This window comes from Leclercia sp. AS011 (assembly GCF_037152535.1).
Taxonomy (GTDB): domain Bacteria; phylum Pseudomonadota; class Gammaproteobacteria; order Enterobacterales; family Enterobacteriaceae; genus Enterobacter.
Genome location: NZ_JBBCMA010000004.1, coordinates 113,260 through 136,607, shown reverse-complemented (window position 1 = coordinate 136,607; position 23,348 = coordinate 113,260). Strand labels below are relative to the sequence as shown.

The window sequence follows — 23,348 nt, the reverse complement described above, 5'->3', positions numbered from 1 at the left end:
GCCAGCAACCGGAGCTGGCTCACATTTACTTTCGAACGCTAGCGTTCACCTTTCGCATCCCTTCGATTAAACTGGAGTTAGTTAATTATCAGGCTAAACAAAATGAACTCATTTGAGCGAAGGAACAAAATCGTCGATCTGGTGAATGCCAACGGCAGCGTATTAGTGCTCGACCTTTCGAATTCTTTTGGCATCTCCGAAGTGACCATCCGCACGGATCTGCGTCTGCTGGAAGAGAAAGGACTGGTGACCCGTTTTCACGGCGGGGCCGCCAGACCGGGCAGTAATCTGAGTGAAAACGAAAATCAGGAAGTGCTGCTGGAAGATCGCTACAGCCTCGCCAGCGACCCGAAAAAACGCATCGCCCTGGCGGCGGTGGCGATGATTGAAGAGGGTATGACGGTCATTTTAGACAGCGGCAGCACCACCATGCTGATCGCTGAAGCGCTGGCGAAGAAAGCCAACATCACGGTGATCACTAACAGCCTGCCCGCCGCTTTCGCCCTGTCGGACAACAAAGACATCACTCTGGTGGTATGCGGCGGCACGGTGCGCCACAAAACCCACTCCATGCACGGCACCATCGCCGAGCGCTCACTGGCAGGCATCAGCGCCGACCTGATGTTTGTCGGAGCGGACGGGATCGACACCACCAACGGCATCACCACCTTCAACGAAGGCTACTCGATCAGCAGTGTAATGGCCGCGGCGGCGCATAAAGTGGTTGCCGTGCTGGACGCGAGCAAGTTCAACCGCCGCGGGTTTAATCAGGTACTGCCGATGGCGGAGATTGACTGTGTGATTACTGACGAAGGGATCGGTGAGAAAGAGCTGAAGAGCCTGAAACAAACGCCAGTAGAGCTTATTGTGGTGTAACTGCGCGCGGTGAAAATGCCCGATAGCGCTTCGCTTATCGGGCCTACAACAACCGGGTCAGCGCAGTTCCGTAGGCCGGGTAAGCAAAGCGCCACCCGGCAAAAAACTTACTCCCCCTGCTGCTCCAGCGCATACTTATACAGCGCGTTCTTCTTCACGCCGTGGATCTCCGCCGCCAGTGCGGCCGCTTTCTTCAGCGGCAGCTCGGTCTGCAGCAGCGCGAGGGTGCGCAGCGCATCGGCAGGCAGCGCGTCCTCTGTCGCTTTGTGCCCTTCGACAATCAGCACCATCTCGCCTTTGCGGCGGTTTTCGTCCTCTTTCACCCAGGCCAGCAGCTCGCCAACCGGCAGGCCGTGAATGGTCTCCCAGGTTTTGGTCAGCTCACGCGCCAGCACCACGTAACGCGCTTCGCCCCAGACCGCTACCATGTCTTCCAGGCTCTCCAGCAGACGGTGGGTGGATTCGTAGAAGATCAGGGTGCGGGGTTCGGCTTCCAGCGCCTTCAGCACGTCGCGACGGCCTTTGGATTTGGCGGGCAGGAAACCCTCGTAGCAGAAACGATCTGACGGCAGGCCCGCCGCGCTCAGGGCAGCAATGGCGGCGCACGGCCCCGGAAGAGGGACTACGCGAATACCGGCTTCGCGGCAGGTACGCACCAGGTGATAGCCCGGGTCGTTGATCAGCGGCGTACCAGCATCGGACACCAGGGCGATGTTCTGCCCCTCTTTCAGTTTGGCCACCAGCAGGGCCGCTTTTTGCTGCTCGTTGTGATCGTGCAGGGCAAACAGGCGGGCGTTAATCGCAAAATGTTGCAGCAGCAGGCCGGTGTGGCGGGTATCTTCAGCTGCAATAAGATCAACGCTTTGCAACACGGTGAGCGCACGTTGGGTAATATCAGATAAATTCCCGATAGGAGTAGGTACAATATAAAGCTGACCCTGAGAATTATCTGCCGTTTCGTGTTGTTTCATTGTTTCATCCGTATTGCCGATTTAATATTGAGCATTGCGTAAAAAATATCACTGGATACAGTATGGTACCCTTAACGTTTCTTCATAATAAAGTCACGCGCAGCCTTCCGCTGGTGCTGGCAGCCCTGCTCTTTGCGGGCTGCGGTACCCAGGCACCCGATCAAAGTGCTGCCCATATGGAGGGTGCAGCCCAGGCCGACTCCGGCTTCTATCTGCACCAGATGGAGCAGAGCACAGATGATACCCGGATCAACTGGCAATTACTCGCCATTCGTGCACTGCTGAAAGAGGGTAAAACCCAGCATGCCGCCGATCTGTTTAACCAGTTGCCGCAGGATCTGAGCGATACCCAGCGCCGCGAGCAGTCACTGCTGGCCACTGAACTGAAAATTGCACAAAACGACGTTGCCGGGGCGAAGAAGATCCTGGGAAATATCGACGTCAGCACCCTGGATAAAAACCAGCAGGCGCGTTTCTGGCAGGCCGGTATTGCCGCGGAACAGGGCCGTCCTTCCCTGACGCTGCTGCGGGCGCTGATTGCCCAGCAGCCGCTGCTCGCCACCGCCGAAAAGCAGAAAAATATTGATGCGACCTGGCAGACGCTCTCCGCCATGAATCCGGATCAGGCCAATGCGCTGGTGATTAACGCCGACGAAAATATCCTGCAGGGCTGGCTGGATCTGCAGCGCGTCTGGTTCGATAACCGCAACGATCCGAATATGCTCAAAGCCGGGATCAAAGACTGGCAGACCCGCTATCCGAACAACCCGGGCGCGACTATGCTGCCGACGCAGCTGGTCAATGTGCAGAACTTCAAACCTGCTTCCACCAGCAAAATCGCTCTGCTGCTGCCGCTGGATGGTCAGGCCGCCGTCTTTGGCCGCACGATCCAGCAGGGCTTTGATGCGGCGAGAAATGGCACCGCTACCGTCACGGGTAGTGCCGTTCCCGCCCAAGTCGCCCAGGCGGCTAACGCCGGTGACGTGGTAAGCCCGTCCAGTGCCGAAACCAACGACCTGACCACGGCCCAGCCTGTCGTCGCGCAGGAAGGGACGATGCAGGATCCGGTTCAGGCTCCTGAAACCACGCAACCTGTCGCCGCGCCGGATAGCAGCGTGCAGGATCCCGCTCAAGCTCCTGCCACCGCGCAGGCACCTCAGGCCCCGGGCAATCCTGCCGCCGAGGTGAAGGTATATGACACCAGCGCCCAGCCACTCGATCAGGTCCTGAATCAGGTCCAGCAGGATGGTGCCAGCATCGTGGTCGGCCCGTTGCTAAAAAACAACGTCGAAGAGCTGATGAAGAGTAACACCACGCTAAACGTGCTGGCCCTCAACCAGCCGGAGCAGGTGCAGAATCGCCCGAACGTCTGTTACTTCGCCCTGTCGCCGGAAGATGAAGCCCGCGATGCCGCGCGCCATATCCATGAGCAAGGTAAGCAGGCTCCCCTGCTGCTGATCCCACGCAGCCAGCTGGGCGATCGCGTCGCCAACGCCTTTGCCCAGGAGTGGCAACAGCTCGGCGGCGGCATCGTACTGCAGCAGAAATTTGGCTCCAGCACGGAACTGCGTGCGGGCGTTAACGGCGGCTCGGGCATTGCCCTGACCGGCAGCCCGGTCACCTCCAGCCTGCCACAGCAGCAGGGCGTGACCATTGGCGGCCTGACCATCCCCGCCCCGCCAACGGATGCGCAGATCAGCGGCGGCGGCAACATCGATGCGGCGTACATCGTCGCCACCCCGGAAGAGATTGGCTTTATCAAACCGATGATCGCCATGCGTAACGGCAGCCAGGCCGGCGTGTCGCTGTATGCCAGCTCGCGCAGCGCCCAGGGCACCGCCGGCCCGGACTTCCGTCTCGAAATGGAAGGACTGCAGTACAGCGAGATCCCAATGCTGGCGGGCAGCAACCCGGCACTGATGCAGCAGGCGCTGAGCAGCGTGCGCAACGACTACTCGCTGGCGCGTCTGTACGCCATGGGTGTGGACGCCTGGACGCTGGCGAACCATTTCACCCAGATGCGCCAGGTGCCAGGCTTTGAAATCAGCGGCAATACCGGCGATCTGACTGCCACACAGGACTGCGTGATTAACAGGAAGTTATCATGGCTCAAGTACCAGCAGGGACAGATCGTTCCGGCCAGTTAACCCGTAAACAGACCGGCGACGCGCGCGAGCTTCAGGCGCGTCGCTGGCTTGAGCGCCAGGGACTGCGCTTTATCGCCGCGAACGTTCGCGCGCGCGGCGGTGAAATTGACCTTATCATGCAGGATGGCCCGACTATCGTGTTTATCGAGGTGCGCTACCGTCAGTCATCCCGCTTTGGCGGGGCCGCGGCCAGCGTGACCCGGGCCAAGCAACAAAAATTATTACTCACCGCCCAGTTGTGGCTTGTCCGGCATAATGGCAGCTTTGATACTGTGGATTGCCGGTTCGATGTGGTAGCCTTCACCGGAAACGCCATCGAATGGTTCAAAAACGCCTTCGGCGCAGACGCGTAAATCAGATCGTTAAGGGATACCGTGCTCGAAAGAATTAAGGTGTGCTTCACCGAAAGCATTCAGACTCAGATCGCAGCGGCAGAAGCGCTGCCGGACGCTATCTCCCGTGCGGCGATGACGCTGGTACAATCCCTGCTCAACGGCAACAAAATCCTCTGTTGTGGCAACGGCACCTCGGCCGCCAACGCACAGCATTTTGCTGCCAGTATGATCAACCGTTTTGAGACAGAGCGCCCCAGTTTACCTGCCATTGCACTTAATACCGATAACGTGGTCTTAACGGCGATTGCCAACGATCGTCTTCATGATGAGATCTATGCCAAACAGGTCCGTGCATTAGGGCACGCCGGCGATGTGCTGCTGGCAATCTCTACGCGCGGCAACAGCCGCGACATCGTCAAAGCCGTTGAAGCCGCCGTCACGCGCGATATGACTATCGTCGCCCTGACCGGCTACGATGGCGGCGAGCTGGCGGGGCTGTTAGGTCCTCATGATGTGGAGATCCGTATTCCTTCCCACCGCAGCGCGCGCATTCAGGAGATGCACATGCTGACGGTGAACTGTTTATGCGATCTGATCGACAACACGCTTTTCCCTCACCAGGATGATTAAGGAGTATACATGAAGGCACTTTCGCCCCTCGCAGTCCTTATTTCTGCGCTGCTGCTTCAGGGATGTGTGGCTGCAGCGGTAGTGGGTACCGCCGCAGTGAGCACCAAAGCCGCGACTGACCCGCGTTCCGTGGGCACACAGGTGGATGACAGCACTCTGGAACTGCGCGTCAATAGCGCCCTGTCCAAAGACCAACAGATCAAGAAAGAAGCGCGTATCAACGTCACGGCTTATCAGGGCAAGGTCCTGCTGGCAGGCCAGGCACCGACTACCGAGCTTGCCGCCCGGGCGAAGCAGATCGCCATGGGTGTAGAAGGCACCACCGAGGTGTTTAACGAAGTGCGTCAGGGCCAGCCGATTGGCCTGGGCGATGCCTCTAACGATACCTGGATCACTACCAAAGTGCGCTCCCAGCTGTTGGGCAGCGATCAGGTGAAATCCTCCAACGTGAAAGTGACCACCGAGAACGGCGAAGTGTTCCTGCTTGGCCTGGTCACCGACCGTGAAGGGAAAGCGGCGGCGGATATCGCCAGCCGGGTGAGCGGCGTCAAGCACGTTACCACCGCGTTTACCTATCTGAAGTAGTGCTCCCCTGCCCTCTGCCATCGGCAGAGGGCCATCAGCCTTCGCCTTGCGCCATCTCCCTGATCTTCGCTGACGGAATAATATTAACGCCAGCCGGTGACGTGCCCAGCGCCTCCTGCAGCATGACCTGCGCCACGTCCCGCGCGTCTATCGACTTCAGATTGCCAGGCAACAGGCTGAACAGCGGCGCAAACAGCGATTCGTTGAAACGATGCTTCTCCCGCTCCCCGAGCAGCATCGACGGACGCAGGATGGTCAGCCGCTCCCACTTCTGGGCAATCAGAGCCTCTTCCATTTTGCCTTTCACCTTGTTGTAGAAGAACGGCGAGTGCGTGTTGGCGCCCATGGCGCTGACTACCAGCAGATGCTTCGCCCCGAGCCGTTTGCCGGTCAGGGCCGTGTCCACCACCAGGGTGTAGTCGGCATGGATAAAGGCCTCTTTGCTGCCCGCTTCACGCCGGGTGGTGCCCAGACAGCAGAAGACGGTATCCACCGGATCCTGAACCTGCGCCAGCGCATCGGTCAGCTGCGGATCGTGCGGATTAAACACCCCCTCGATATCGCCCAGCGGACGGCGCGTCGGGGCGGCAATATAGTTGACCTTCCGCTCCTGAATAAGCATCCGCAGCAGGTGCCCGCCCACCAGACCGGTCGCGCCGGTAATTAAAACCTGACTCATGACTCCTCCTTTGCAGATTAGTCCGTATGCGATTTCACATCCCTCAACCACACTTAGTAGTCTCATCGCTAAGTATCTACCACAAGCGAAGAAAAAGCTGTCTGAAGCCAAAACAACGGAGGAAGCATGAGCAAGAAAATTGCAGTCTTGATCACCGACGAGTTTGAAGATTCAGAGTTCACCTCGCCTGCCGAGGCGTTTCGCAAAGCGGGGCATGAGGTGATCACAATCGAAAAACAGGCGGGAAAAACGGTGAAAGGCCATAAAGGCGAGGCCAGCGTTGCCATTGATAAGGCCATCGACGAGGTGCGGCCCGCAGAGTTTGACGCCCTGCTGCTGCCCGGCGGCCACTCTCCGGACTCGCTGCGCAGCGACTCGCGCTTCGTGACCTTTACCAAAGATTTTGTCGCGTCCGGTAAACCGGTCTTCGCTATCTGCCACGGCCCGCAGCTGCTGATCAGCGCCGAAGTGGTACGCGGTCGCAAACTGACGGGCGTGAAATCGATCGCCATCGATCTGAAAAACGCCGGGGCGGATTTTTACGATCAGGAGGTCGTGGTCGACAAAGATCAGCTGGTCACCAGCCGCACGCCGGAAGATCTTATCGCCTTTAACCGTGAGGCGTTACGCCTGCTCGGCGCGTAGCCAGTGATGTTTTTTGCCAAAGCCTAACGTGTTGTCAGTGAACTTGAGTTCATCCAGACGGATCTCCCACATGGGGGCTGGCATGGCGGCGGCAACCGGGAAGCGGCGAATGTAGTGCTTGCGCATCGCGTCGCTTTCCTCCCCCTCCAGACGACGGATCTCCCCTTTAAACTGTACCCCGCGGATCAAGGCCACGGTTTTCGGCTGCCCGTTGACGGTGCCCGCCACCTTCGCCTGCCTGCCGCTCATCTGCGCATGCCGGGTTTTATCTTCGCTCAGGACGTAAAACGCCACGCGTTGCGGGTCGTAATAGTAAAAGGCATTTGCGCACCACAGGTCATCGTCATGGTGAACGCACCAGGTGACGACGTGCTGCTTCGCCAGCCAGCGGTTGATGGCGGCCAGAGTTTCCATTTCGCTTCTCTCTCGTGCTAAGGTGCGTTCACCTTAACATACTGAATCTTTCGCCGTGTGCTGGTTTCTCTATCTTGTTCGAACCGCTGATAATGCGCTCTATACGGGCATCACGACCGATGTGCCGCGCCGCTTCCTGCAACATCAGACCGGAAAAGGGGCGAAGGCGTTACGCGGCAAAGGGGAGCTGATGCTGGCGTTTTCCGCCGTGGTGGGGGATCGTTCGCTGGCGCTGCGGCTGGAGTACCGGATCAAACAGCTGACGAAGCGCCAGAAGGAGCGCCTCGTCAGCGGAGATGGGACGTTCGAGGCGCTACGCGAGAGCCTGCAAACGCCGCTGATTAAAAGCGATTGAAGTGGTCGTGGTATTCGACCAGACCGCTGACGCCGTTAAGGGCATCATCCGCTAGAGGGTGCAGCTGGAAAGCTGACTCGGTGCCCGGCCAGCGGCAGCGCAGATCGTAATTGGCCGCTTTCTCGAAGCCTAAACGGCTGTAGAACGCCGGATCGCCCAGCGTGACCACCGCGGCATAGCCAAACTCATTGAGCGAGTCCAGCCCTTCGTAAACCAGCTGACGCGCCAGGCCTTGTCCACGGTAGTTTTCATCCACCGCCAGCGGCGCCATGCCGACCCACTGCAACTCTTCGCCCTGCACGGTGACCGGACTAAAGGCGACATAGCCGACAACCTGGCCCTCGTCGTCGGTAGCCACCAGCCCCAGGGTAATCAGGCCATCTTCACGAAGGTCCTGAACCAGTTGCGCCTCACCGTCTCCTTCGAAGGTCCGGCGTAATAAGGCATCGATACCCGGCGCATCGATCCCAATCTCTATTCGAATCAACATGGCTCACCTACAGAAGTGTGTTTACTCTCCGGCGGAGTTTTCAGACCCGCCTCGACAAAATCGGCCAGTTGCAGCAGCGCCACGCGCAGCGGCTTTGGCATTTGCTCCAGCTCAATAGCATCCATCAGGTTTTTGACATACAGACCTAACTCGGTATCGCCTTCAATCACCAGACGGCGCTGGAAAAAGAGTGTGTCAGGATCCTGTTTACGCGCCGCGATCATCAGCAGATCGCTGGCGTCCGCGCGGAAGCTGACATCCGCTTCGGCGGATTCGCGTACCACCAGCTGTTCATTTTCTACGGAGGTATACCAGCGCAGGCCAATGTCCCGCACCTCAATACTTAACCAGCGCCCTTCCAGAAATGCCAGCTCACCCTCCGCCAGCGCCTGGCGGAACTGCCAGCTCAGCACCTGCTCCAGCACCTGGCGCTTTAGCGCAAAGGGCGCCAGCTTCACCGGCACGCTCAGAAGCGATGGGCCAAATTGTACGAGACGTGAACGCAGTTTATCCAGCACGAGCAATACTCCCTGATATCTATAGTCCTGATATTTTGCCATATCCAGTCGTGGGTATAGCGGCGTAAATCAACAAACTGCCATCCGGCGTAATCCATTATTGGTGCCATCAATACGCCATTAGCTGCCTTAAATCAAAAATTGTCGCCGGGTGGTTAATTAAAATCGCTGTTCGATAACAATTTTGCATCCCTCTGGGGCTGCGAACGTCAGGATAAATTATGGAGCTGCTCTGCCCAGCCGGAAACTTACCGGCGCTTAAGGCGGCCATCGAAAACGGCGCCGATGCGGTTTATATCGGGCTGAAGGACGATACTAATGCCCGTCACTTCGCTGGTCTCAATTTTACCGAGAAAAAGCTGCAGGAAGCGGTGAGCTTCGTGCATCAGCACCGCCGCAAGCTGCATATCGCCATTAATACCTTTGCCCACCCCGACGGCTATCAACGCTGGCAGCGTGCGGTGGATATGGCGGCACAGCTGGGCGCGGACGCGCTGATCCTTGCCGACCTCGCTATGCTGGAGTATGCCGCCGAACGCTATCCCCATATTGAGCGCCATGTCTCGGTTCAGGCATCAGCCACCAACGAAGAGGCCATTCGCTTTTATCATCGCAACTTCGACGTGGCGCGCGTGGTGCTGCCGCGTGTGCTGTCTATTCATCAGGTTAAGCAACTGGCGCGCGTCACGCCAGTGCCGCTGGAAGTTTTTGCTTTTGGCAGCCTGTGCATTATGGCCGAAGGACGCTGCTATCTCTCCTCCTACTTAACCGGTGAATCGCCGAATACCGTGGGTGCCTGCTCTCCGGCCCGCTTCGTACGCTGGCAGCAAACGCCGCAGGGGCTGGAATCGCGCCTGAACGAGGTGCTGATCGACCGCTATCAGGACGATGAAAACGCGGGCTATCCGACGCTGTGTAAAGGCCGCTATCTGGTGGATGGCGAACGCTATCATGCCCTGGAAGAGCCCACCAGCCTCAACACCCTGGAGCTGCTGCCGGAGCTGCTGGCCGCCAATATCGCCTCGGTGAAAATCGAAGGTCGCCAGCGCAGCCCGGCCTACGTCAGCCAGGTGGCAAAAGTATGGCGTCAGGCGATCGACCGCTGCATGGCGGATCCTAAGCACTATGCCCCGCAGCCTGCGTGGATGGAGACCCTGGGCGCAATGTCCGAAGGTACCCAGACCACGCTGGGCGCGTATCACCGTAAATGGCAGTGAGATAACGCATGAAATATTCATTAGGACCGGTGCTCTACTACTGGTCAAAAGAGACGCTGGAAGATTTTTACCAGCAGGCGGCTACCAGCCAGGCCGATGTGATCTATCTCGGCGAGGCGGTATGCAGTAAGCGTCGCGCCACCAAAGTGGGCGACTGGCTGGAGATGGCGAAAAGCCTGGCCGACAGCGGCAAGCAGGTGGTGCTCTCCACTCTGGCGCTGGTGCAGGCTTCGTCCGAACTGAACGAGCTGAAGCGCTACGTCGACAACGGCGAGTTTCTGCTGGAAGCCAGCGACCTCGGCGTGGTGAACCTGTGCGCCGAGCGTAAACTGCCCTTTGTCGCCGGCCATGCGCTGAACTGCTATAACGCCGTCACCCTGCGCCTGCTGCTCAAACAGGGTATGACGCGCTGGTGTATGCCGGTGGAGCTGTCCCGCGACTGGCTGGCCAATGTGCTGACGCAGTGCGACGAGCTGGGGATCCGCAATCAGTTTGAGGTGGAGGTGCTGAGCTACGGCCATCTGCCGCTGGCCTACTCCGCCCGCTGCTTTACCGCGCGATCCGAAAACCTGCCGAAAGACGAGTGCGAAACCTGCTGCATCAAATACCCGAACGGGCGCAGCGTGCTGTCGCAGGAGAATCAGCAGGTGTTTGTCCTGAACGGTATTCAGACCATGAGCGGCTACGTTTACAACCTCGGCAACGAGCTGGCCTCGATGCAAGGGCTGGTGGATATGGTGCGCCTGTCACCGCTGGGCCCGGAAACCTTCGCCATGATTGATGCCTTCCGTGCCAACGAGAATGGCGCTGCCCCGCTGCCGCTTACCGCGAACAGCGAGTGTAACGGCTACTGGCGACGTCTGGCGGGGCTGGAGTTGCAGGTTTAAAAAAAGCTCACTTTGTTAACAACGTGTATTCATTTTTAATGCACTATTAAAAGATTCACCGTCGACAAAGTGAGCTGTTATGACTGATAAATCCATTCCGTTTTCGGTGCTGGACCTGGCACCGATCCCTGAAGGCTCCTCGGCACGGGAAGCCTTTACCCACTCGCTGGATCTCGCCCGCCTGGCTGAACAGCGCGGCTATCATCGCTACTGGCTGGCGGAACACCACAATATGGTCGGGATCGCCAGTGCGGCCACCTCGGTGCTGCTCGGCTATCTGGCGGCCAATACCACCACCCTGCATTTAGGCTCGGGCGGCGTGATGCTGCCGAACCACTCCCCGCTGGTGATTGCCGAACAGTTTGGCACCCTGAACACCCTCTATCCTGGCCGCATCGATCTCGGGCTGGGCCGTGCACCGGGCAGCGATCAGCCAACCATGCGCGCGCTGCGCCGTCATATGAGTGGCGATATCGATAACTTCCCGCGCGATGTGGCGGAGCTGGTGGACTGGTTCGACGCCCATGACCCGAACCCGCAGGTGCGTCCGGTTCCGGGCTACGGCGAGCAGATCCCGGTCTGGCTGCTGGGCTCGAGCCTGTACAGCGCTCAACTGGCCGCCCAGCTGGGCCTGCCGTTTGCCTTCGCATCGCACTTTGCGCCGGATATGCTGCACCAGGCGCTGCACCTCTATCGCACGAACTTCAAACCCTCCGCGCGGCTGGAAAAACCGTACGCAATGGTCTGTATCAACATCATTGCCGCCGACAGCAACCGCGATGCGGAATTCCTCTTTACCTCCATGCAGCAGGCATTTATGAAGCTGCGCCGCGGCGAAACGGGGCAACTGCCGCCGCCGGTGGAGAATATGCATCAGCTGTGGTCCGCCTCAGAGCAGTATGGCGTCCAGCAGGCGCTGAGCATGTCGCTGGTGGGCGATAAAGCGAAAGTACGGCACGGTCTGGAAGCGGTGCTCCGCGAGACTCAGGCCGACGAGATCATGGTGAACGGGCAGATTTTCGATCACCAGGCGCGGTTACATTCGTTCGATCTGGCGATGCAGGTGAAAGAAGAGTTGGTGGGGTAATCTTTTTGCCCGGTGGCGCTTCGCTTACCGGGCCTACGGCATCGCGTAGGCCGGATAAGGCGTAGCCGCTATCCGGCACAAAAACTTATTGATACACCGGCAGCAGATTAAAGCTCGACAGCACGTGGACCAGCGCGTTGCCAATCCCGAATACCAGGATCAGCGCGATCATCGGTTTGCCGCCCCACACGCGGAATTTTGGACTGCCGAAGCGTTTACGTGATTTACGCGCCAGCAGCGCCGGTACAATTGCGGCCCAGATAGTTGCCGCCAGCCCCGCATAGCCAATGGCATACAGGAAGCCGTTTGGCCACAACAGGCCACCGATCACCGGCGGCAGGAAGGTCAGCAGCGCGGTTTTCAGACGGCCCAGTGCGGAATCATCAAAGCCACACAGATCCGCCAGATAGTCAAACAGCCCCAGCGTCACGCCGAGGAACGAACTCGCCACGGCAAAGTTGGAGAAGATCACCAGCAGCAGATCCAGACTGCGGCTGTTCAGCACTCCACTCAAGGCCTGCACCAGCACATCAATGTTACCGCCCTTCTGCGCAATACCGATAAATTCCGGACGTGGGATGTTGCCCATCGTCCCCAGCAGCCAGATGACATACAGCCCCAGCGCCAGCAGCGTACCGTAAACCAGACACTTCACGATGGTACGCGGGTCTTTGCCGTAATACTTCATCAGGCTTGGCACGTTGCCGTGATAGCCAAACGACGCCAGACAGAACGGCAGGGTCATCAGTAGATATGGCGAATAGGAAGTGTTGCTCTCCGCCACGTTAAACAACGTAGCAGGGGTGACGTGCCCCAGCAGGCTGCCGAAGGTCAGGAAGAAGGTGATAACCTTTGCACCCAGTACAATGGCCGTCATGCGGCTGACCGCTTTGGTACTCATCCAGACGATAAACGCCACGCCCAACGCGAAGCACAGCCCCGCCAGCCGCGCCGGAACGTCCAGCGACATCTCCGAGAAGGTGTGATGCAGAATCGAACCGCTCGCCGATATATAGGCGTAAGTCAGGATATAGAGCACAAAGGCAATGGAGATGCCGTTGACGATATTCCAGCGTTTGCCCAGCAGGTCGCGGGTGATGGTGTCGAAGCTCGACCCGATACGATAGTTGAGGTTAGCTTCGAGGATCATCAGGCCTGAATGCAGCATACAGAACCAGGTGAAGACCAGCGCCGCCAGCGACCAGAAGAACCACGCCCCGGACATCACCACCGGCAGGGAGAACATCCCTGCGCCAATGATGGTACCGCCGATGATCACCACACCGCCGAGCAGCGAGGGTGACGTTTGGGTGGTGGTTAGTGTCGCCATACAGCCTATTCTCCAGTCAAAAATTTGGGACCTGCATCTTAATGTGCTGCACTGTACCAGTACAATAGTACAAAGGGAATAAAAAAAGCCCCGATATCGCTATCGGGGCTGTATATATTACTTTACGACTGAAGCGTAAGGCTTACGCGTCACGACGACGGGCAGGTGCGCCGCCATCTTCACGACGTGGGCCGCGGCTTTCGCGACGCTCACCGCTGAAACGACCTGCACCTGGTGCAGCGCCTTCACGACGAGGACCACGACCGCCTTCACGACGTTCACCGCCACCGAAACCACGGCCAGCAGGACGATCGCCCTCACGACGCGGACCACGGTCCGGACGCGGCTGAGCATCACCCAGCAGCTGCATGTTCATCGGCTTGTTCAGGATGCGGGTACGGGTGAAGTGCTGCAGCACCTCGCCCGGCATACCTTTTGGCAGCTCGATGGTGGAGTGAGTACCGAACAGCTTGATGTTACCGATGTAACGGCTGCTGATGTCGCCTTCGTTAGCGATCGCGCCAACGATGTGACGAACTTCAACACCATCATCACGGCCCACTTCAATGCGGTACAGTTCCATTTCGCCAGCATCACGACGTTCGCGACGTGGACGGTCTTCACCACCACGCTCTGGACGGTCGCCACGTGGGCCACGGTCGTTGCGGTCATTACGGTCGCCACGACGTTCGAAACGATCGTCACGGTCACGGAATTCACGCTTAGGACGCATCGGTGCATCTGGTGGCACGATCAGGGAACGTTCACCCTGCGCCATCTTCAGCAGAGCGGCAGCCAGCGTTTCCATATCCAGCTCTTCGCCTTCAGCGGTAGGCTGGATCTGCGCCAGCAGCGCACGGTACTGGTCCAGATCGCTGCTTTCCAGCTGCTGCTGTACTTTCGCGGCGAATTTTTCCAGGCGGCGTTTGCCCAGCAGATCTGCGTTAGGCAGGTCAGCTTCTGGAATGGTCAGCTTCATGGTGCGTTCGATGTTACGCAGCAGACGACGCTCGCGGTTCTCAACGAACAGCAGCGCACGACCTGCACGACCTGCACGACCGGTACGGCCGATACGGTGAACGTAAGACTCGGAGTCCATCGGGATGTCATAGTTAACAACCAGGCTGATACGCTCAACGTCCAGACCACGTGCTGCCACGTCGGTTGCAATCAGGATATCCAGACGACCGTCTTTCAGACGCTCCAGAGTCTGCTCACGCAGGGCCTGGTTCATGTCGCCGTTCAGGGCTGCGCTGTTATAGCCGCTACGCTCCAGTGCTTCGGCCACTTCCAGAGTTGCGTTTTTGGTACGAACGAAGATGATCGCCGCATCAAAATCTTCTGCTTCCAGGAAACGAACCAGCGCTTCATTTTTACGCATGCCGTAGACAGACCAGTAGCTCTGGCTGATGTCCGGGCGAGTAGTAACGCTGGACTGGATACGCACTTCCTGCGGATCCTTCATAAAGCGACGGGTAATACGACGGATCGCTTCCGGCATCGTTGCAGAGAACAGAGCGGTCTGATGACCTTCCGGGATCTGCGCCATGATGGTTTCTACGTCTTCGATGAAGCCCATGCGGAGCATTTCGTCAGCTTCATCCAGTACCAGACCGCTCAGCTTAGAGAGATCCAGCGTACCGCGTTTCAGGTGATCCAGCAGACGACCCGGGGTACCGACGACGATCTGTGGACCCTGACGCAGGGCGCGTAACTGCACGTCATAACGCTGGCCGCCGTACAGAGCAACCACGTTTACGCCGCGCATATGTTTAGAGAATTCAGTCATCGCTTCCGCAACCTGAACAGCCAGTTCACGGGTCGGAGCGAGTACGAGGATCTGCGGTGCACGCAGGTCCGGATCGATGTTGTTCAGCAGCGGCAGCGAGAATGCTGCAGTTTTACCGCTACCAGTCTGGGCCATGCCCAGCACGTCACGACCAGAGAGCAGATGTGGGATACATTCTGCCTGGATCGGAGATGGTTTTTCGTAACCCAGATCGTTAAGGGATTCAAGGATAGGAGCCTTCAGGCCCAGATCTGCAAAAGTGGTTTCGAATTCAGCCATGTAGTACGAGTGCCTCAATGTCAATGGCGGCCAGTCTACATAACTCATCGTGAAAATTTTCGGTAATTTTCATTGAAAGTGTGAACCGGCTCAAAGTAGGTGTATTGACGAACAACAACGCCCTCACCCGTTAAGATGATGGCAATCAAAAAAGATTACGGGCTGATGTTATGTCGTCAGCTATTGCTGGTCCGATTCTGCCAGGTCGTCGTGCTCCTGGCCCAAGAGCGATAATTCCAACAATGCATAACGGTGCTCAACGTAGTTGTGGACGTTGTTAGCAACCGCTAATTTGAACAGTGCCGTGGCGCTGTCCATATCCCCCAGACTTAGGTAGTACTTACCTAAATAGAAGTTGGTTTCACTGAGATGCTCAGCGAGCGAGGTGTTATCCGTTGCGTCTGCCTTAAGCCTTTCCATCAACGTTGCTTCGCTGATGTCGCCCAGGTAGAACTCGACAATATTCCATCCCCACTGTGCCTTATCCGATTTGTCGAAGCGTTGCTTTAACGCGTCTTTGGCCTGCTTTGCATCGAGCTTCTGCTCGACGAGGTAAAGCCACAGGCTACGGAAAGGGTCGTTAGGATCGTCTTGATAAAACGCCAGCAGATCATCTTGCGCTAACTTGTCACGACCGCCGTAATACAGGGCGATCCCGCGATTCAAGTGCGCGTAGTTGTAAGTTGGATCAAGCTCAAGTACAGAATCAAACGCTTCATAGGCAGCATCAAAATTGCCTGCCTGCGTTAAATAAATGCCTAAGTAGTTGAATACTTCCGGCATATCCGGTCGGATCGCCAGCGCTTGTGAAAAATCATTTCGCGCCAGTGCCCTCAGACCGAGACTATCATACAACACTCCGCGCTCATATAAAAGCTGTGCGCGTTCGTCATCGGTTAAAGCCCGACTGGCAAGAATTTGTTCCATGCGTGCCAGAATCACTTCCTGCTGCAAAGTCGGTTGCAGTGGCACTGCGAGGACTTCACTTTTACGCCAGGCAGAGTTGCTGCATCCTGCCAGCGTCAAAGCTGTCGCAACGAAACACCAGCGCAGAAAAGGCTTCATTTCCCACTCCCGAAGACAACTATTGGATGAACGTCCTGTCCCCCGGCGGCTTAACAAGGCGTCCTGCCTGATAATAAGCCCCCCGCATGCGCGGAGGGCAAACGGCAACCTTACTCGCCCTGTTCTGCTGCCGGAGCTTCCGGTGCAGCGGCAGAGGACTGCTCGGTCGCTTCTTTGATGCTCAGACGGATACGGCCCTGGCGGTCAACTTCCAGAACCTTAACCGGAACTTCCTGACCCATCTGCAGGTAATCGGTCACTTTCTCAACGCGCTTGTCAGCGATCTGAGAGATGTGAACCAGACCTTCTTTACCGCCACCGATGGCAACGAATGCGCCAAAGTCAACGATACGGGTCACTTTACCGCTGTAGATACGGCCCACTTCGATCTCTGCGGTGATCTCTTCGATACGACGGATAGCGAATTTCGCTTTCTCGCCGTCGGTCGCTGCGATCTTCACAGTACCGTCATCTTCGATTTCGATGGTGGTGCCGGTCTCTTCGGTCAGAGCACGGATAACAGAACCGCCTTTACCGATAACGTCTTTGATCTTGTCTGGGCTGATCTTGATGGTGTGGATACGCGGTGCGAACTGAGAAATGTCGCCACGCGGCGCGTTAATCGCCTGTTCCATCACGCTCAGGATGTGCAGACGTGCACCTTTCGCCTGGTTCAGCGCAGCATGCATGATCTCTTTGGTGATGCCTTCAATTTTGATATCCATCTGCAGTGCAGAGATACCTTCGCGGGAACCCGCAACTTTGAAGTCCATATCACCCAGGTGATCTTCGTCGCCCAGGATGTCAGACAGCACAACGTAGTTGTCGCCTTCTTTCACCAGACCCATCGCGATACCCGCAACGGCTGCTTTCACCGGAACACCCGCGTCCATCAGTGCCAGAGAAGCACCACACACGGAAGCCATGGAAGAAGAACCGTTAGATTCGGTGATTTCAGAAACCACGCGCACGGTGTACGGGAATTTGTCAGCATCTGGCATTACAGCCAGAACGCCGCGCTTCGCCAGACGACCGTGACCAATTTCACGACGCTTCGGTGAACCTACCATACCGGTCTCACCAACGGAGTACGGAGGGAAGTTGTAGTGGAACAGGAAGCTGTCAGTGCGCTCGCCCATCAGTTCGTCGATGTTCTGTGCGTCACGGGCAGTACCCAGAGTCGCGGTAACCAGCGCCTGAGTTTCACCACGGGTGAACAGTGCGGAACCGTGAGTACGTGGCAGAACACCAGTGCGCACATCCAGACCACGGATCATGTCTTTTTCACGGCCATCGATACGCGGCTCGCCTGCCAGAACGCGGCTACGAACAACGTTTTTCTCGATAGCGTGCAGAATTTCGCTCAGCTCGTTCGCGTCCAGGGACTCATCTTCTGCAACCAGCGTAGCGATGGTTTCAGATTTGATAACGTCAACCTGAGCATAACGCTCTTGTTTGTCGGTGATGCGGTAAGCATCGCTCAGACGCGCTTCTGCCAGGGCTGCAACGCGCGCGTTCAGCGCTTCGTTAACCGCTTCTGGCTGCCAGTCCCAACGTGGTTTACCGGCTTCTTTCACCAGGTCGTTGATGTTCTGGATAACGATCTGCTGCTGCTCGTGGCCAAAGACCACCGCGCCCAGCATCTGGTCTTCGCTCAGCAGTTCTGCTTCGGATTCAACCATCAGTACTGCCGCTTCTGTACCGGCAACAACCAGGTCCAGCTTGCTCTCTTTCAGCTCGTCCTGAGTCGGGTTCAGAACGTACTGGTCATTGATGTAACCTACGCGCGCAGAACCGATTGGACCGTTGAATGGAATACCAGACAGGGACAGGGCTGCAGATGCGCCGATCATCGCTACGATGTCCGGGTTAACCTGTGGGTTAACGGAAACAACGGTCGCGATAACCTGAACTTCGTTAACGAAGCCTTCCGGGAACAGCGGGCGAACCGGGCGGTCAATCAGACGCGCAATCAGGGTTTCGCCTTCGCTTGGACGGCCTTCACGACGGAAGAAACCACCCGGGATTTTACCGGCAGCGTAGGTACGCTCCTGGTAGTTAACGGTCAGAGGGAAGAAGTCCTGACCTGGTTTTGCTTTTTTCTGGCCAACCACGGTTACGAATACCGCGGTGTCATCCATGCTTACCATAACGGCAGCAGTGGCCTGACGCGCCATCATGCCGGTTTCCAGCGTGACGGTGTGCTGACCGTACTGGAATTTACGAACGATCGGATTCAGCAAGATTCTGTCCTTTCTTAAATGAATGACAGCACACCAGAGGCGTGCTGACGTTTAACCGGACCTTCTTCGCATCCTCGCGACTAATGACAACCGACACCCCCATGGGTGAAGCCTCTCATTAGCCGCGCGAACCTCTGCAATGAAGATCATTTATAGCAACAATACATTAGTTTTTAGTGAATTGCTGCGGTCTGGTTGAAAAAAGGGGCCATAAGGCCCCCTTTTCTGAAACTCGCAAGACTTAGCGACGCAGGCCCAGACGCTCGATCAGCGCGGTGTAGCGTGCAACATCTTTACGTTTCAGGTAGTCGAGCAGTTTACGACGCTGAGAAACCATGCGCAGCAGACCACGACGGCTGTGGTGATCTTTTTTGTGCTCTGCAAAGTGACCCTGCAGGTGGTTAATCTGTGCAGTCAGCAGTGCAACCTGAACTTCGGTAGAACCGCTGTCGTTAGCATCACGACCAAACTCAGAAACGATTTTAGCTTTAGCTTCAACGCTTAGAGACATTTTAAAACTCCAAAGTATAAAGAATGAAAGGATGCCGATCTCTAATTCAGCTATCCCATGTATAACGCTTGCCAATTGTTAAACAATTTACCAGACGTTAAGCGGCAATATTCTACCCGCCTCCCCTGCTTATCGCAAGGTAAGGCGTCAGCTTATGCCGGATATTCAACCACCAGACGGCGTGGTGCGACACGACCTTCGTCGTCGACTTCACCCATGCCGATGAAGGTATTGTTATCGCCTTCCGTAACGCGTACCAGTCCCTGATGAGGGACGTCAGTGGTGCGCACCGGATTGCCGTTTTTGAAGTAAACGGACGACGTCAACGGCAGATTGACCACCGGGTAGTCCGAAGCAGGACTGTCCATCGGCATCAGCAGCGGATCCAGCAGCACGGCCGCGTCGATCCCCTGCTCCTGCGCCTGTTCAACCAGCGCCTGCAGCTGCTCCAGCGTCACCATCCGTTCTGCCGGGTACTTACTCACCGCCAGACGACGCAGATAAATCACGTGCGCGCCACAGCCCAGCTTCTCACCCAGATCGTCAATGATGGTACGAATGTAAGTGCCTTTTGAGCAGTGCACTTCCAGCTCCAGCTCATCCCCTTCGTGGCGAATGAACAGCAGCTCATACACCGTAATCGGGCGGGCTTCGCGCGGCACCTCGATACCCTGGCGCGCATACTCATAGAGTTTTTTGCCCTGGTATTTCAGTGCGGAATACATCGACGGCACCTGCTCGGTGTCGCCGCGGAAACTCTCCAGTGCCGCCGCAAGCTGTTCAGCGCTGAACGTCACCGGGCGCTCTTCTACCACCTGACCATCCGCATCGGAAGTGTCCGTGCGTTGACCCAGCTTTGCAATGACGCGGTAGCGTTTGTCGGAATCCAGCAGATACTGGGAAAACTTCGTCGCTTCACCCAGGCAAACCGGCAGCATGCCGGTCGCCAGCGGATCCAGCGCACCGGTATGACCCGCACGGTTAGCATTGTAGAGACGCTTTACTTTTTGCAGCACGTCGTTGCTGGAAGCACCCTGGTGCTTATCCAGCAGCAACACGCCGTGCACGTCGCGACCGCGACGACGAGGACGACTCATCAGTCCTCCTTTTTATCGTCCGGGTTCACGCGACGCTCATCATCCTGCTTCACCACGCTGGTGACCAGGTTGGACATGCGCATCCCTTCAACCAGTGAGTTGTCGTAGAAGAAGGTCAATTCCGGCACGATACGCAGGCGCATAGCTTTGCCCAGCAGAGAACGGATAAAACCGGAGGCATCCTGCAGGGCTTTGATGCCCAGCTTCACCGCGGCTTCATCCTGGTCGTTCAGGAAGGTCACAAACACTTTGGCATAGGCCAGGTCGCGGGACACTTCAACACCGGATACCGTCGTCATCATGCCCAGGCGCGGGTCTTTAATTTCGCGCTGCAGGATGATTGCGATCTCTTTTTGCATCTCCTGAGCAACACGCTGCGGGCGACCAAATTCTTTCGCCATAATAAATTCTCCAGACAAAAAAGGGGCTCTTAGCCCCTTTTTGATAATTCTTGCCGGGTGGCGCGAGGCTATCCCGGCTTACATGTAGACCAATCCGCAGGGGATTAGTCGATGCTGCGTTGGATCTCGATGATCTCGAACACTTCGATCATATCGCCAACGCGAACGTCGTTGTAGTTCTTCACGCCGATACCACATTCCATGCCGTTACGGACTTCGTTAACGTCATCTTTGAAGCGGCGCAGGGATTCCAGCTCGCCTTCATAGATAACCACGTTGTCACGCAGAACGCGGATTGGGTTGTGACGCTTGATGTTACCTTCGGTAACCATACAGCCCGCGATAGCACCGAATTTCGGTGATTTGAACACATCACGAACTTCAGCCAGACCGATGATCTGCTGTTTCAGTTCCGGAGACAGCATACCGCTCATCGCCGCTTTCACTTCGTCAATCAGGTGATAGATGACGGAGTAGTAACGCAGATCCAGGCTTTCTGCTTCGATCACGCGACGCGCAGAAGCATCGGCACGAACGTTGAAGCCAACCAGAATCGCGTTGGAGGCTGCAGCCAGGGTTGCGTCGGTTTCGGTGATACCACCTACGCCAGAACCGATGATCTTCACTTTCACTTCGTCGGTAGACAGTTTCAGTAAAGAGTCGGAGATCGCTTCCACAGAACCCTGAACGTCTGCCTTCAGAACGACGTTCACTTCGTGAACTTCGCCTTCGGTCATGTTAGCAAACATGTTCTCGAGTTTAGATTTCTGCTGACGAGCCAGTTTAACCTCACGGAATTTGCCCTGACGGTACAGCGCAACTTCACGCGCTTTCTTCTCGTCACGCACAACGGTCACTTCATCACCGGCAGCCGGAACACCGGACAGACCCAGGATTTCCACAGGAATGGACGGACCTGCTTCCAGCACTTCACGACCCAGTTCGTCACGCATTGCACGAACACGGCCATATTCGAAGCCACACAGTACGATGTCGCCTTTGTTCAGGGTACCTTCACGTACCAGAACGGTAGCAACCGGGCCACGACCTTTATCCAGGAAGGATTCGATCACCGCACCGCTCGCCATACCATTGCGAACCGCTTTCAGCTCCAGAACTTCAGCCTGCAGCAGGATAGCGTTCAGCAGGTCATCGATACCGGTACCCACTTTTGCAGAAACCGGGATGAACTGAGACTCACCGCCCCACTCTTCCGGCATAACGCCGTACTGGGACAGTTCGTTTTTAACGCGATCCATGTCCGCTTCTGGCTTATCGATTTTGTTCACTGCAACAACCAGAGGCACCTGCGCCGCTTTCGCGTGCTGGATTGCTTCGATGGTCTGTGGCATCACGCCATCATCTGCTGCAACCACCAGAACAACGATATCCGTCGCCTGCGCACCACGAGCACGCATAGAGGTAAACGCGGCGTGGCCCGGGGTATCCAGGAAGGTGATCATGCCGTTTTCGGTTTCTACGTGGTAAGCACCGATATGCTGGGTAATACCACCCGCTTCGCCAGATGCAACTTTCGTAGAACGAATGTAATCGAGCAGAGAGGTTTTACCGTGGTCAACGTGACCCATGATGGTCACAACCGGAGCACGCGGCTCTGCAGCAGCGCCAGTGTCACGGTCGCTCATTACCGCTTCTTCCAGCTCGTTTTCACGACGCAGGATAACTTTGTGGCCCATCTCTTCGGCAACCAGCTGTGCGGTTTCCTGATCGATAACCTGGTTGATGGTCGCCATCGCGCCCAGCTTCATCATTGCCTTGATGACCTGAGAACCTTTAACGGCCATCTTGTTCGCCAGATCGCCAACGGTGATGGTTTCGCCAATGATAACGTCACGGTTAACGGCCTGAGCTGGCTTCTGGAAGCCCTGCTGCAGCGCGGAACCTTTACGCTTGCCACCTTTACCGCCGCGACCCGCTGCACGCGCTTCTTCGCGATCGGCTTTGGATTCAGCGTGCTTGTTGCCTTTCTTCTGCGGACGCGCAGTTTTGGACGCGGTGCGAGTACGGCCACGGCCACCTTCAACCTCACGGTCGTTTTCGTCTTCTGCCTGGCGCGCGTGCTGAGAAGTGGTTACGTGGTAATCACTGGTGTCTTCTGTCTGCTCGACAGGATTAACACCATTCTTCTCGTTTTCTTCTGCCATACGGCGCGCTTCTTCAGCAACACGACGTGCGTCTTCTTCCAGCTTACGGCGTGCTTCTTCTTCGGCTTTACGCTTCAGTTCAGCAGCTTCATTTTCACGACGGGCTTTTTCCGTCTGGGCTGTTTTGGTCATTTCGTCAGTCTGTTGATTGCTCACTTTGTCTTTTTCCGCCGCGTCACGCTTCGCTTTATCACTGGCATCGCGCTTCGCTTTTTCTGCGGCCTCACGTTCAGCTTTTAATTCTGCCTCACGTTTGGCAGTTGCTTCTGCCTCACGCTGAGCTTGTTCTTCCGCTTCACGCTGTGCCTGCTCTTCCGCGACAAGGCGTTCTGCCTCTTGCGGATCACGTTTTACAAAGGTGCGCGTCTTGCGGACTTCGATTTGTACCGATTTGCTTTTGCCACCGGTACCTGGAACATTTAACGTACTGCGCGTTTTACGCTGTAACGTCAGTTTATCAGGCGCAGAACCGTGTTCACGGTTCAGGTGCGACAATAAGGTTTGTTTCTCTTGCGCGGTCACTGAGTCATCAGCAGACTTCGGGATCCCTGCATCAGCAAATTGCTGTACCAGGCGGTCCACGGAAGTCTGAATCTCAGCAGCCAGCGTTTTTACAGTTACATCAGTCATGC

23 protein-coding genes and 1 pseudogene are annotated in these 23,348 nt (G+C 56.8%); 10 read left to right on the top strand and 14 right to left on the bottom strand.

Features of this window, described 5'->3' with window-relative positions:
• The first annotated feature begins 102 nt into the window (after nt 1-102).
• Nucleotides 103-876 carry a DeoR/GlpR family DNA-binding transcription regulator gene (locus WFO70_RS16760; RefSeq protein WP_337017656.1) on the top strand — a complete coding sequence of 258 codons (774 nt, stop codon included), beginning with the start codon at nt 103-105 and terminating at the stop codon, nt 874-876.
• A 107-nt stretch (nt 877-983) separates the two neighbouring features.
• Here the strand turns inward: WFO70_RS16760 and rsmI are convergent, their stop codons facing one another.
• Complete coding sequence (rsmI, locus tag WFO70_RS16755) at nt 984-1,847, bottom strand: 16S rRNA (cytidine(1402)-2'-O)-methyltransferase (RefSeq protein WP_337017654.1); 864 nt, start codon at nt 1,845-1,847, stop codon at nt 984-986.
• Between the two features lie 62 nt (nt 1,848-1,909).
• Between rsmI and WFO70_RS16750 the strand changes: the two genes are divergently transcribed.
• From WFO70_RS16750 to dolP, 4 genes are read left to right on the top strand one after another with little or no spacing between them, the layout of a single operon-like run.
• Entirely contained in the window at nt 1,910-3,994 is a 2,085-nt protein-coding gene (locus tag WFO70_RS16750; protein WP_337017652.1) for a penicillin-binding protein activator, read from the top strand.
• Nucleotides 3,952-4,347: a YraN family protein gene (locus WFO70_RS16745; RefSeq protein ID WP_337017650.1), complete on the top strand. Its 396-nt coding sequence runs from the start codon at nt 3,952-3,954 to the stop codon at nt 4,345-4,347. Before WFO70_RS16750 ends, WFO70_RS16745 begins: the two co-directional genes overlap by 43 nt.
• A gap of 21 nt (nt 4,348-4,368) precedes the next feature.
• Nucleotides 4,369-4,959, top strand: coding sequence for a DnaA initiator-associating protein DiaA (gene diaA / locus WFO70_RS16740; RefSeq protein WP_032614385.1), 591 nt, complete (start codon nt 4,369-4,371; stop codon nt 4,957-4,959).
• Nucleotides 4,960-4,968: 9 nt separating this feature from the next.
• A complete protein-coding gene (dolP, locus tag WFO70_RS16735; RefSeq protein ID WP_337017648.1) occupies nt 4,969-5,544 on the top strand; it encodes a division/outer membrane stress-associated lipid-binding lipoprotein in 576 nt (191 codons plus the stop codon).
• A 34-nt stretch (nt 5,545-5,578) separates the two neighbouring features.
• Here dolP and WFO70_RS16730 read toward each other — a convergent pair whose 3' ends face one another.
• The gene (locus WFO70_RS16730; RefSeq protein ID WP_337017646.1) at nt 5,579-6,223 is read right to left on the bottom strand and encodes an NAD(P)H-binding protein; all 645 of its coding nucleotides are present in this window, start codon (nt 6,221-6,223) and stop codon (nt 5,579-5,581) included.
• Nucleotides 6,224-6,349: 126 nt separating this feature from the next.
• Here WFO70_RS16730 and WFO70_RS16725 point away from each other — a divergent pair, with 126 nt between their 5' ends.
• Entirely contained in the window at nt 6,350-6,868 is a 519-nt protein-coding gene (locus WFO70_RS16725; protein ID WP_337017644.1) for a type 1 glutamine amidotransferase domain-containing protein, read from the top strand.
• Here the strand turns inward: WFO70_RS16725 and WFO70_RS16720 are convergent.
• Nucleotides 6,848-7,282, bottom strand: coding sequence for a YhbP family protein (locus tag WFO70_RS16720; protein WP_337017642.1), 435 nt, complete (start codon nt 7,280-7,282; stop codon nt 6,848-6,850). The two genes, WFO70_RS16725 and WFO70_RS16720, sit on opposite strands and share 21 nt — an antisense overlap.
• 14 nt (nt 7,283-7,296) lie before the next feature.
• Between WFO70_RS16720 and WFO70_RS16715 the strand changes: the two are divergent.
• Nucleotides 7,297-7,637, top strand: a pseudogene (locus tag WFO70_RS16715) (GIY-YIG nuclease family protein).
• On the opposite strand, the gene WFO70_RS16710 reads toward WFO70_RS16715, so the two are convergent.
• The gene (locus tag WFO70_RS16710; protein ID WP_337017640.1) at nt 7,624-8,127 is read right to left on the bottom strand and encodes a GNAT family N-acetyltransferase; all 504 of its coding nucleotides are present in this window, start codon (nt 8,125-8,127) and stop codon (nt 7,624-7,626) included. The pseudogene WFO70_RS16715 and the gene WFO70_RS16710 overlap by 14 nt on opposite strands.
• Entirely contained in the window at nt 8,121-8,645 is a 525-nt protein-coding gene (ubiT, locus tag WFO70_RS16705) for a ubiquinone anaerobic biosynthesis accessory factor UbiT (protein ID WP_337017638.1), read from the bottom strand. The genes WFO70_RS16710 and ubiT overlap by 7 nt, the downstream gene beginning before the upstream one ends.
• Before the next feature lie 221 nt (nt 8,646-8,866).
• On the opposite strand from ubiT, the gene ubiU reads away from it, so the two are divergent.
• The 3 genes from ubiU to WFO70_RS16690 all read left to right on the top strand — a co-directional run bounded on the left by ubiU (nt 8,867) and on the right by WFO70_RS16690 (nt 11,836).
• Nucleotides 8,867-9,862: a ubiquinone anaerobic biosynthesis protein UbiU gene (gene ubiU, locus WFO70_RS16700; RefSeq protein ID WP_337017636.1), complete on the top strand. Its 996-nt coding sequence runs from the start codon at nt 8,867-8,869 to the stop codon at nt 9,860-9,862.
• Between the two features lie 8 nt (nt 9,863-9,870).
• Nucleotides 9,871-10,749, top strand: coding sequence for a U32 family peptidase (locus tag WFO70_RS16695; RefSeq protein ID WP_337017634.1), 879 nt, complete (start codon nt 9,871-9,873; stop codon nt 10,747-10,749).
• A gap of 79 nt (nt 10,750-10,828) precedes the next feature.
• Entirely contained in the window at nt 10,829-11,836 is a 1,008-nt protein-coding gene (locus WFO70_RS16690; RefSeq protein ID WP_337017632.1) for a luciferase-like monooxygenase, read from the top strand.
• Nucleotides 11,837-11,921: 85 nt separating this feature from the next.
• Here WFO70_RS16690 and mtr read toward each other — a convergent pair whose 3' ends face one another.
• The 9 genes from mtr to infB all read right to left on the bottom strand — a co-directional run bounded on the left by mtr (nt 11,922) and on the right by infB (nt 23,346).
• On the bottom strand, nt 11,922-13,166 hold the full coding sequence (mtr, locus tag WFO70_RS16685; RefSeq protein ID WP_337017631.1) for a tryptophan permease: 1,245 nt from the start codon (nt 13,164-13,166) through the stop codon (nt 11,922-11,924).
• A 142-nt stretch (nt 13,167-13,308) separates the two neighbouring features.
• Nucleotides 13,309-15,234, bottom strand: coding sequence for a DEAD/DEAH family ATP-dependent RNA helicase (locus tag WFO70_RS16680; protein WP_142487231.1), 1,926 nt, complete (start codon nt 15,232-15,234; stop codon nt 13,309-13,311).
• Nucleotides 15,227-15,307, bottom strand: coding sequence for a protein YrbN (gene yrbN / locus WFO70_RS22530; protein ID WP_138370335.1), 81 nt, complete (start codon nt 15,305-15,307; stop codon nt 15,227-15,229). The genes WFO70_RS16680 and yrbN overlap by 8 nt, the downstream gene beginning before the upstream one ends.
• A 107-nt stretch (nt 15,308-15,414) precedes the next feature.
• Entirely contained in the window at nt 15,415-16,299 is an 885-nt protein-coding gene (gene nlpI, locus WFO70_RS16675) for a lipoprotein NlpI (protein WP_333853383.1), read from the bottom strand.
• A gap of 110 nt (nt 16,300-16,409) precedes the next feature.
• Nucleotides 16,410-18,542, bottom strand: a complete 2,133-nt coding sequence (pnp, locus tag WFO70_RS16670) for a polyribonucleotide nucleotidyltransferase (RefSeq protein WP_337017628.1) — start codon at nt 18,540-18,542, stop codon at nt 16,410-16,412.
• A 241-nt stretch (nt 18,543-18,783) separates the two neighbouring features.
• Entirely contained in the window at nt 18,784-19,053 is a 270-nt protein-coding gene (rpsO, locus tag WFO70_RS16665; protein WP_032614416.1) for a 30S ribosomal protein S15, read from the bottom strand.
• A gap of 152 nt (nt 19,054-19,205) precedes the next feature.
• Nucleotides 19,206-20,150 (bottom strand): tRNA pseudouridine(55) synthase TruB, encoded by a 945-nt coding sequence (gene truB, locus WFO70_RS16660; protein WP_337017627.1) that lies wholly within the window; start codon nt 20,148-20,150, stop codon nt 19,206-19,208.
• Nucleotides 20,150-20,551: a 30S ribosome-binding factor RbfA gene (rbfA, locus tag WFO70_RS16655; RefSeq protein WP_039031654.1), complete on the bottom strand. Its 402-nt coding sequence runs from the start codon at nt 20,549-20,551 to the stop codon at nt 20,150-20,152. Before rbfA ends, truB begins: the two co-directional genes overlap by 1 nt.
• 104 nt (nt 20,552-20,655) lie before the next feature.
• Nucleotides 20,656-23,346, bottom strand: coding sequence for a translation initiation factor IF-2 (gene infB / locus WFO70_RS16650; protein WP_337017625.1), 2,691 nt, complete (start codon nt 23,344-23,346; stop codon nt 20,656-20,658).
• Between the last annotated feature and the right edge of the window lie 2 nt (nt 23,347-23,348).

Coding starts and splice junctions, on each gene's coding strand:
- WFO70_RS16760 (WP_337017656.1), top strand. CDS start 103: ATGAACTCATTTGAGCGAAGGAACAAAATCGTCGATCTGGTGAATGCC.
- rsmI (WP_337017654.1), bottom strand. CDS start 1,847: ATGAAACAACACGAAACGGCAGATAATTCTCAGGGTCAGCTTTATATT.
- WFO70_RS16750 (WP_337017652.1), top strand. CDS start 1,910: ATGGTACCCTTAACGTTTCTTCATAATAAAGTCACGCGCAGCCTTCCG.
- WFO70_RS16745 (WP_337017650.1), top strand. CDS start 3,952: ATGGCTCAAGTACCAGCAGGGACAGATCGTTCCGGCCAGTTAACCCGT.
- dolP (WP_337017648.1), top strand. CDS start 4,969: ATGAAGGCACTTTCGCCCCTCGCAGTCCTTATTTCTGCGCTGCTGCTT.
- WFO70_RS16730 (WP_337017646.1), bottom strand. CDS start 6,223: ATGAGTCAGGTTTTAATTACCGGCGCGACCGGTCTGGTGGGCGGGCAC.
- WFO70_RS16725 (WP_337017644.1), top strand. CDS start 6,350: ATGAGCAAGAAAATTGCAGTCTTGATCACCGACGAGTTTGAAGATTCA.
- WFO70_RS16720 (WP_337017642.1), bottom strand. CDS start 7,282: ATGGAAACTCTGGCCGCCATCAACCGCTGGCTGGCGAAGCAGCACGTC.
- WFO70_RS16710 (WP_337017640.1), bottom strand. CDS start 8,127: ATGTTGATTCGAATAGAGATTGGGATCGATGCGCCGGGTATCGATGCC.
- ubiU (WP_337017636.1), top strand. CDS start 8,867: ATGGAGCTGCTCTGCCCAGCCGGAAACTTACCGGCGCTTAAGGCGGCC.
- WFO70_RS16695 (WP_337017634.1), top strand. CDS start 9,871: ATGAAATATTCATTAGGACCGGTGCTCTACTACTGGTCAAAAGAGACG.
- WFO70_RS16690 (WP_337017632.1), top strand. CDS start 10,829: ATGACTGATAAATCCATTCCGTTTTCGGTGCTGGACCTGGCACCGATC.
- mtr (WP_337017631.1), bottom strand. CDS start 13,166: ATGGCGACACTAACCACCACCCAAACGTCACCCTCGCTGCTCGGCGGT.
- WFO70_RS16680 (WP_142487231.1), bottom strand. CDS start 15,234: ATGGCTGAATTCGAAACCACTTTTGCAGATCTGGGCCTGAAGGCTCCT.
- yrbN (WP_138370335.1), bottom strand. CDS start 15,307: ATGAAAATTACCGAAAATTTTCACGATGAGTTATGTAGACTGGCCGCC.
- nlpI (WP_333853383.1), bottom strand. CDS start 16,299: ATGAAGCCTTTTCTGCGCTGGTGTTTCGTTGCGACAGCTTTGACGCTG.
- rpsO (WP_032614416.1), bottom strand. CDS start 19,053: ATGTCTCTAAGCGTTGAAGCTAAAGCTAAAATCGTTTCTGAGTTTGGT.
- truB (WP_337017627.1), bottom strand. CDS start 20,150: ATGAGTCGTCCTCGTCGTCGCGGTCGCGACGTGCACGGCGTGTTGCTG.
- rbfA (WP_039031654.1), bottom strand. CDS start 20,551: ATGGCGAAAGAATTTGGTCGCCCGCAGCGTGTTGCTCAGGAGATGCAA.
- infB (WP_337017625.1), bottom strand. CDS start 23,346: ATGACTGATGTAACTGTAAAAACGCTGGCTGCTGAGATTCAGACTTCC.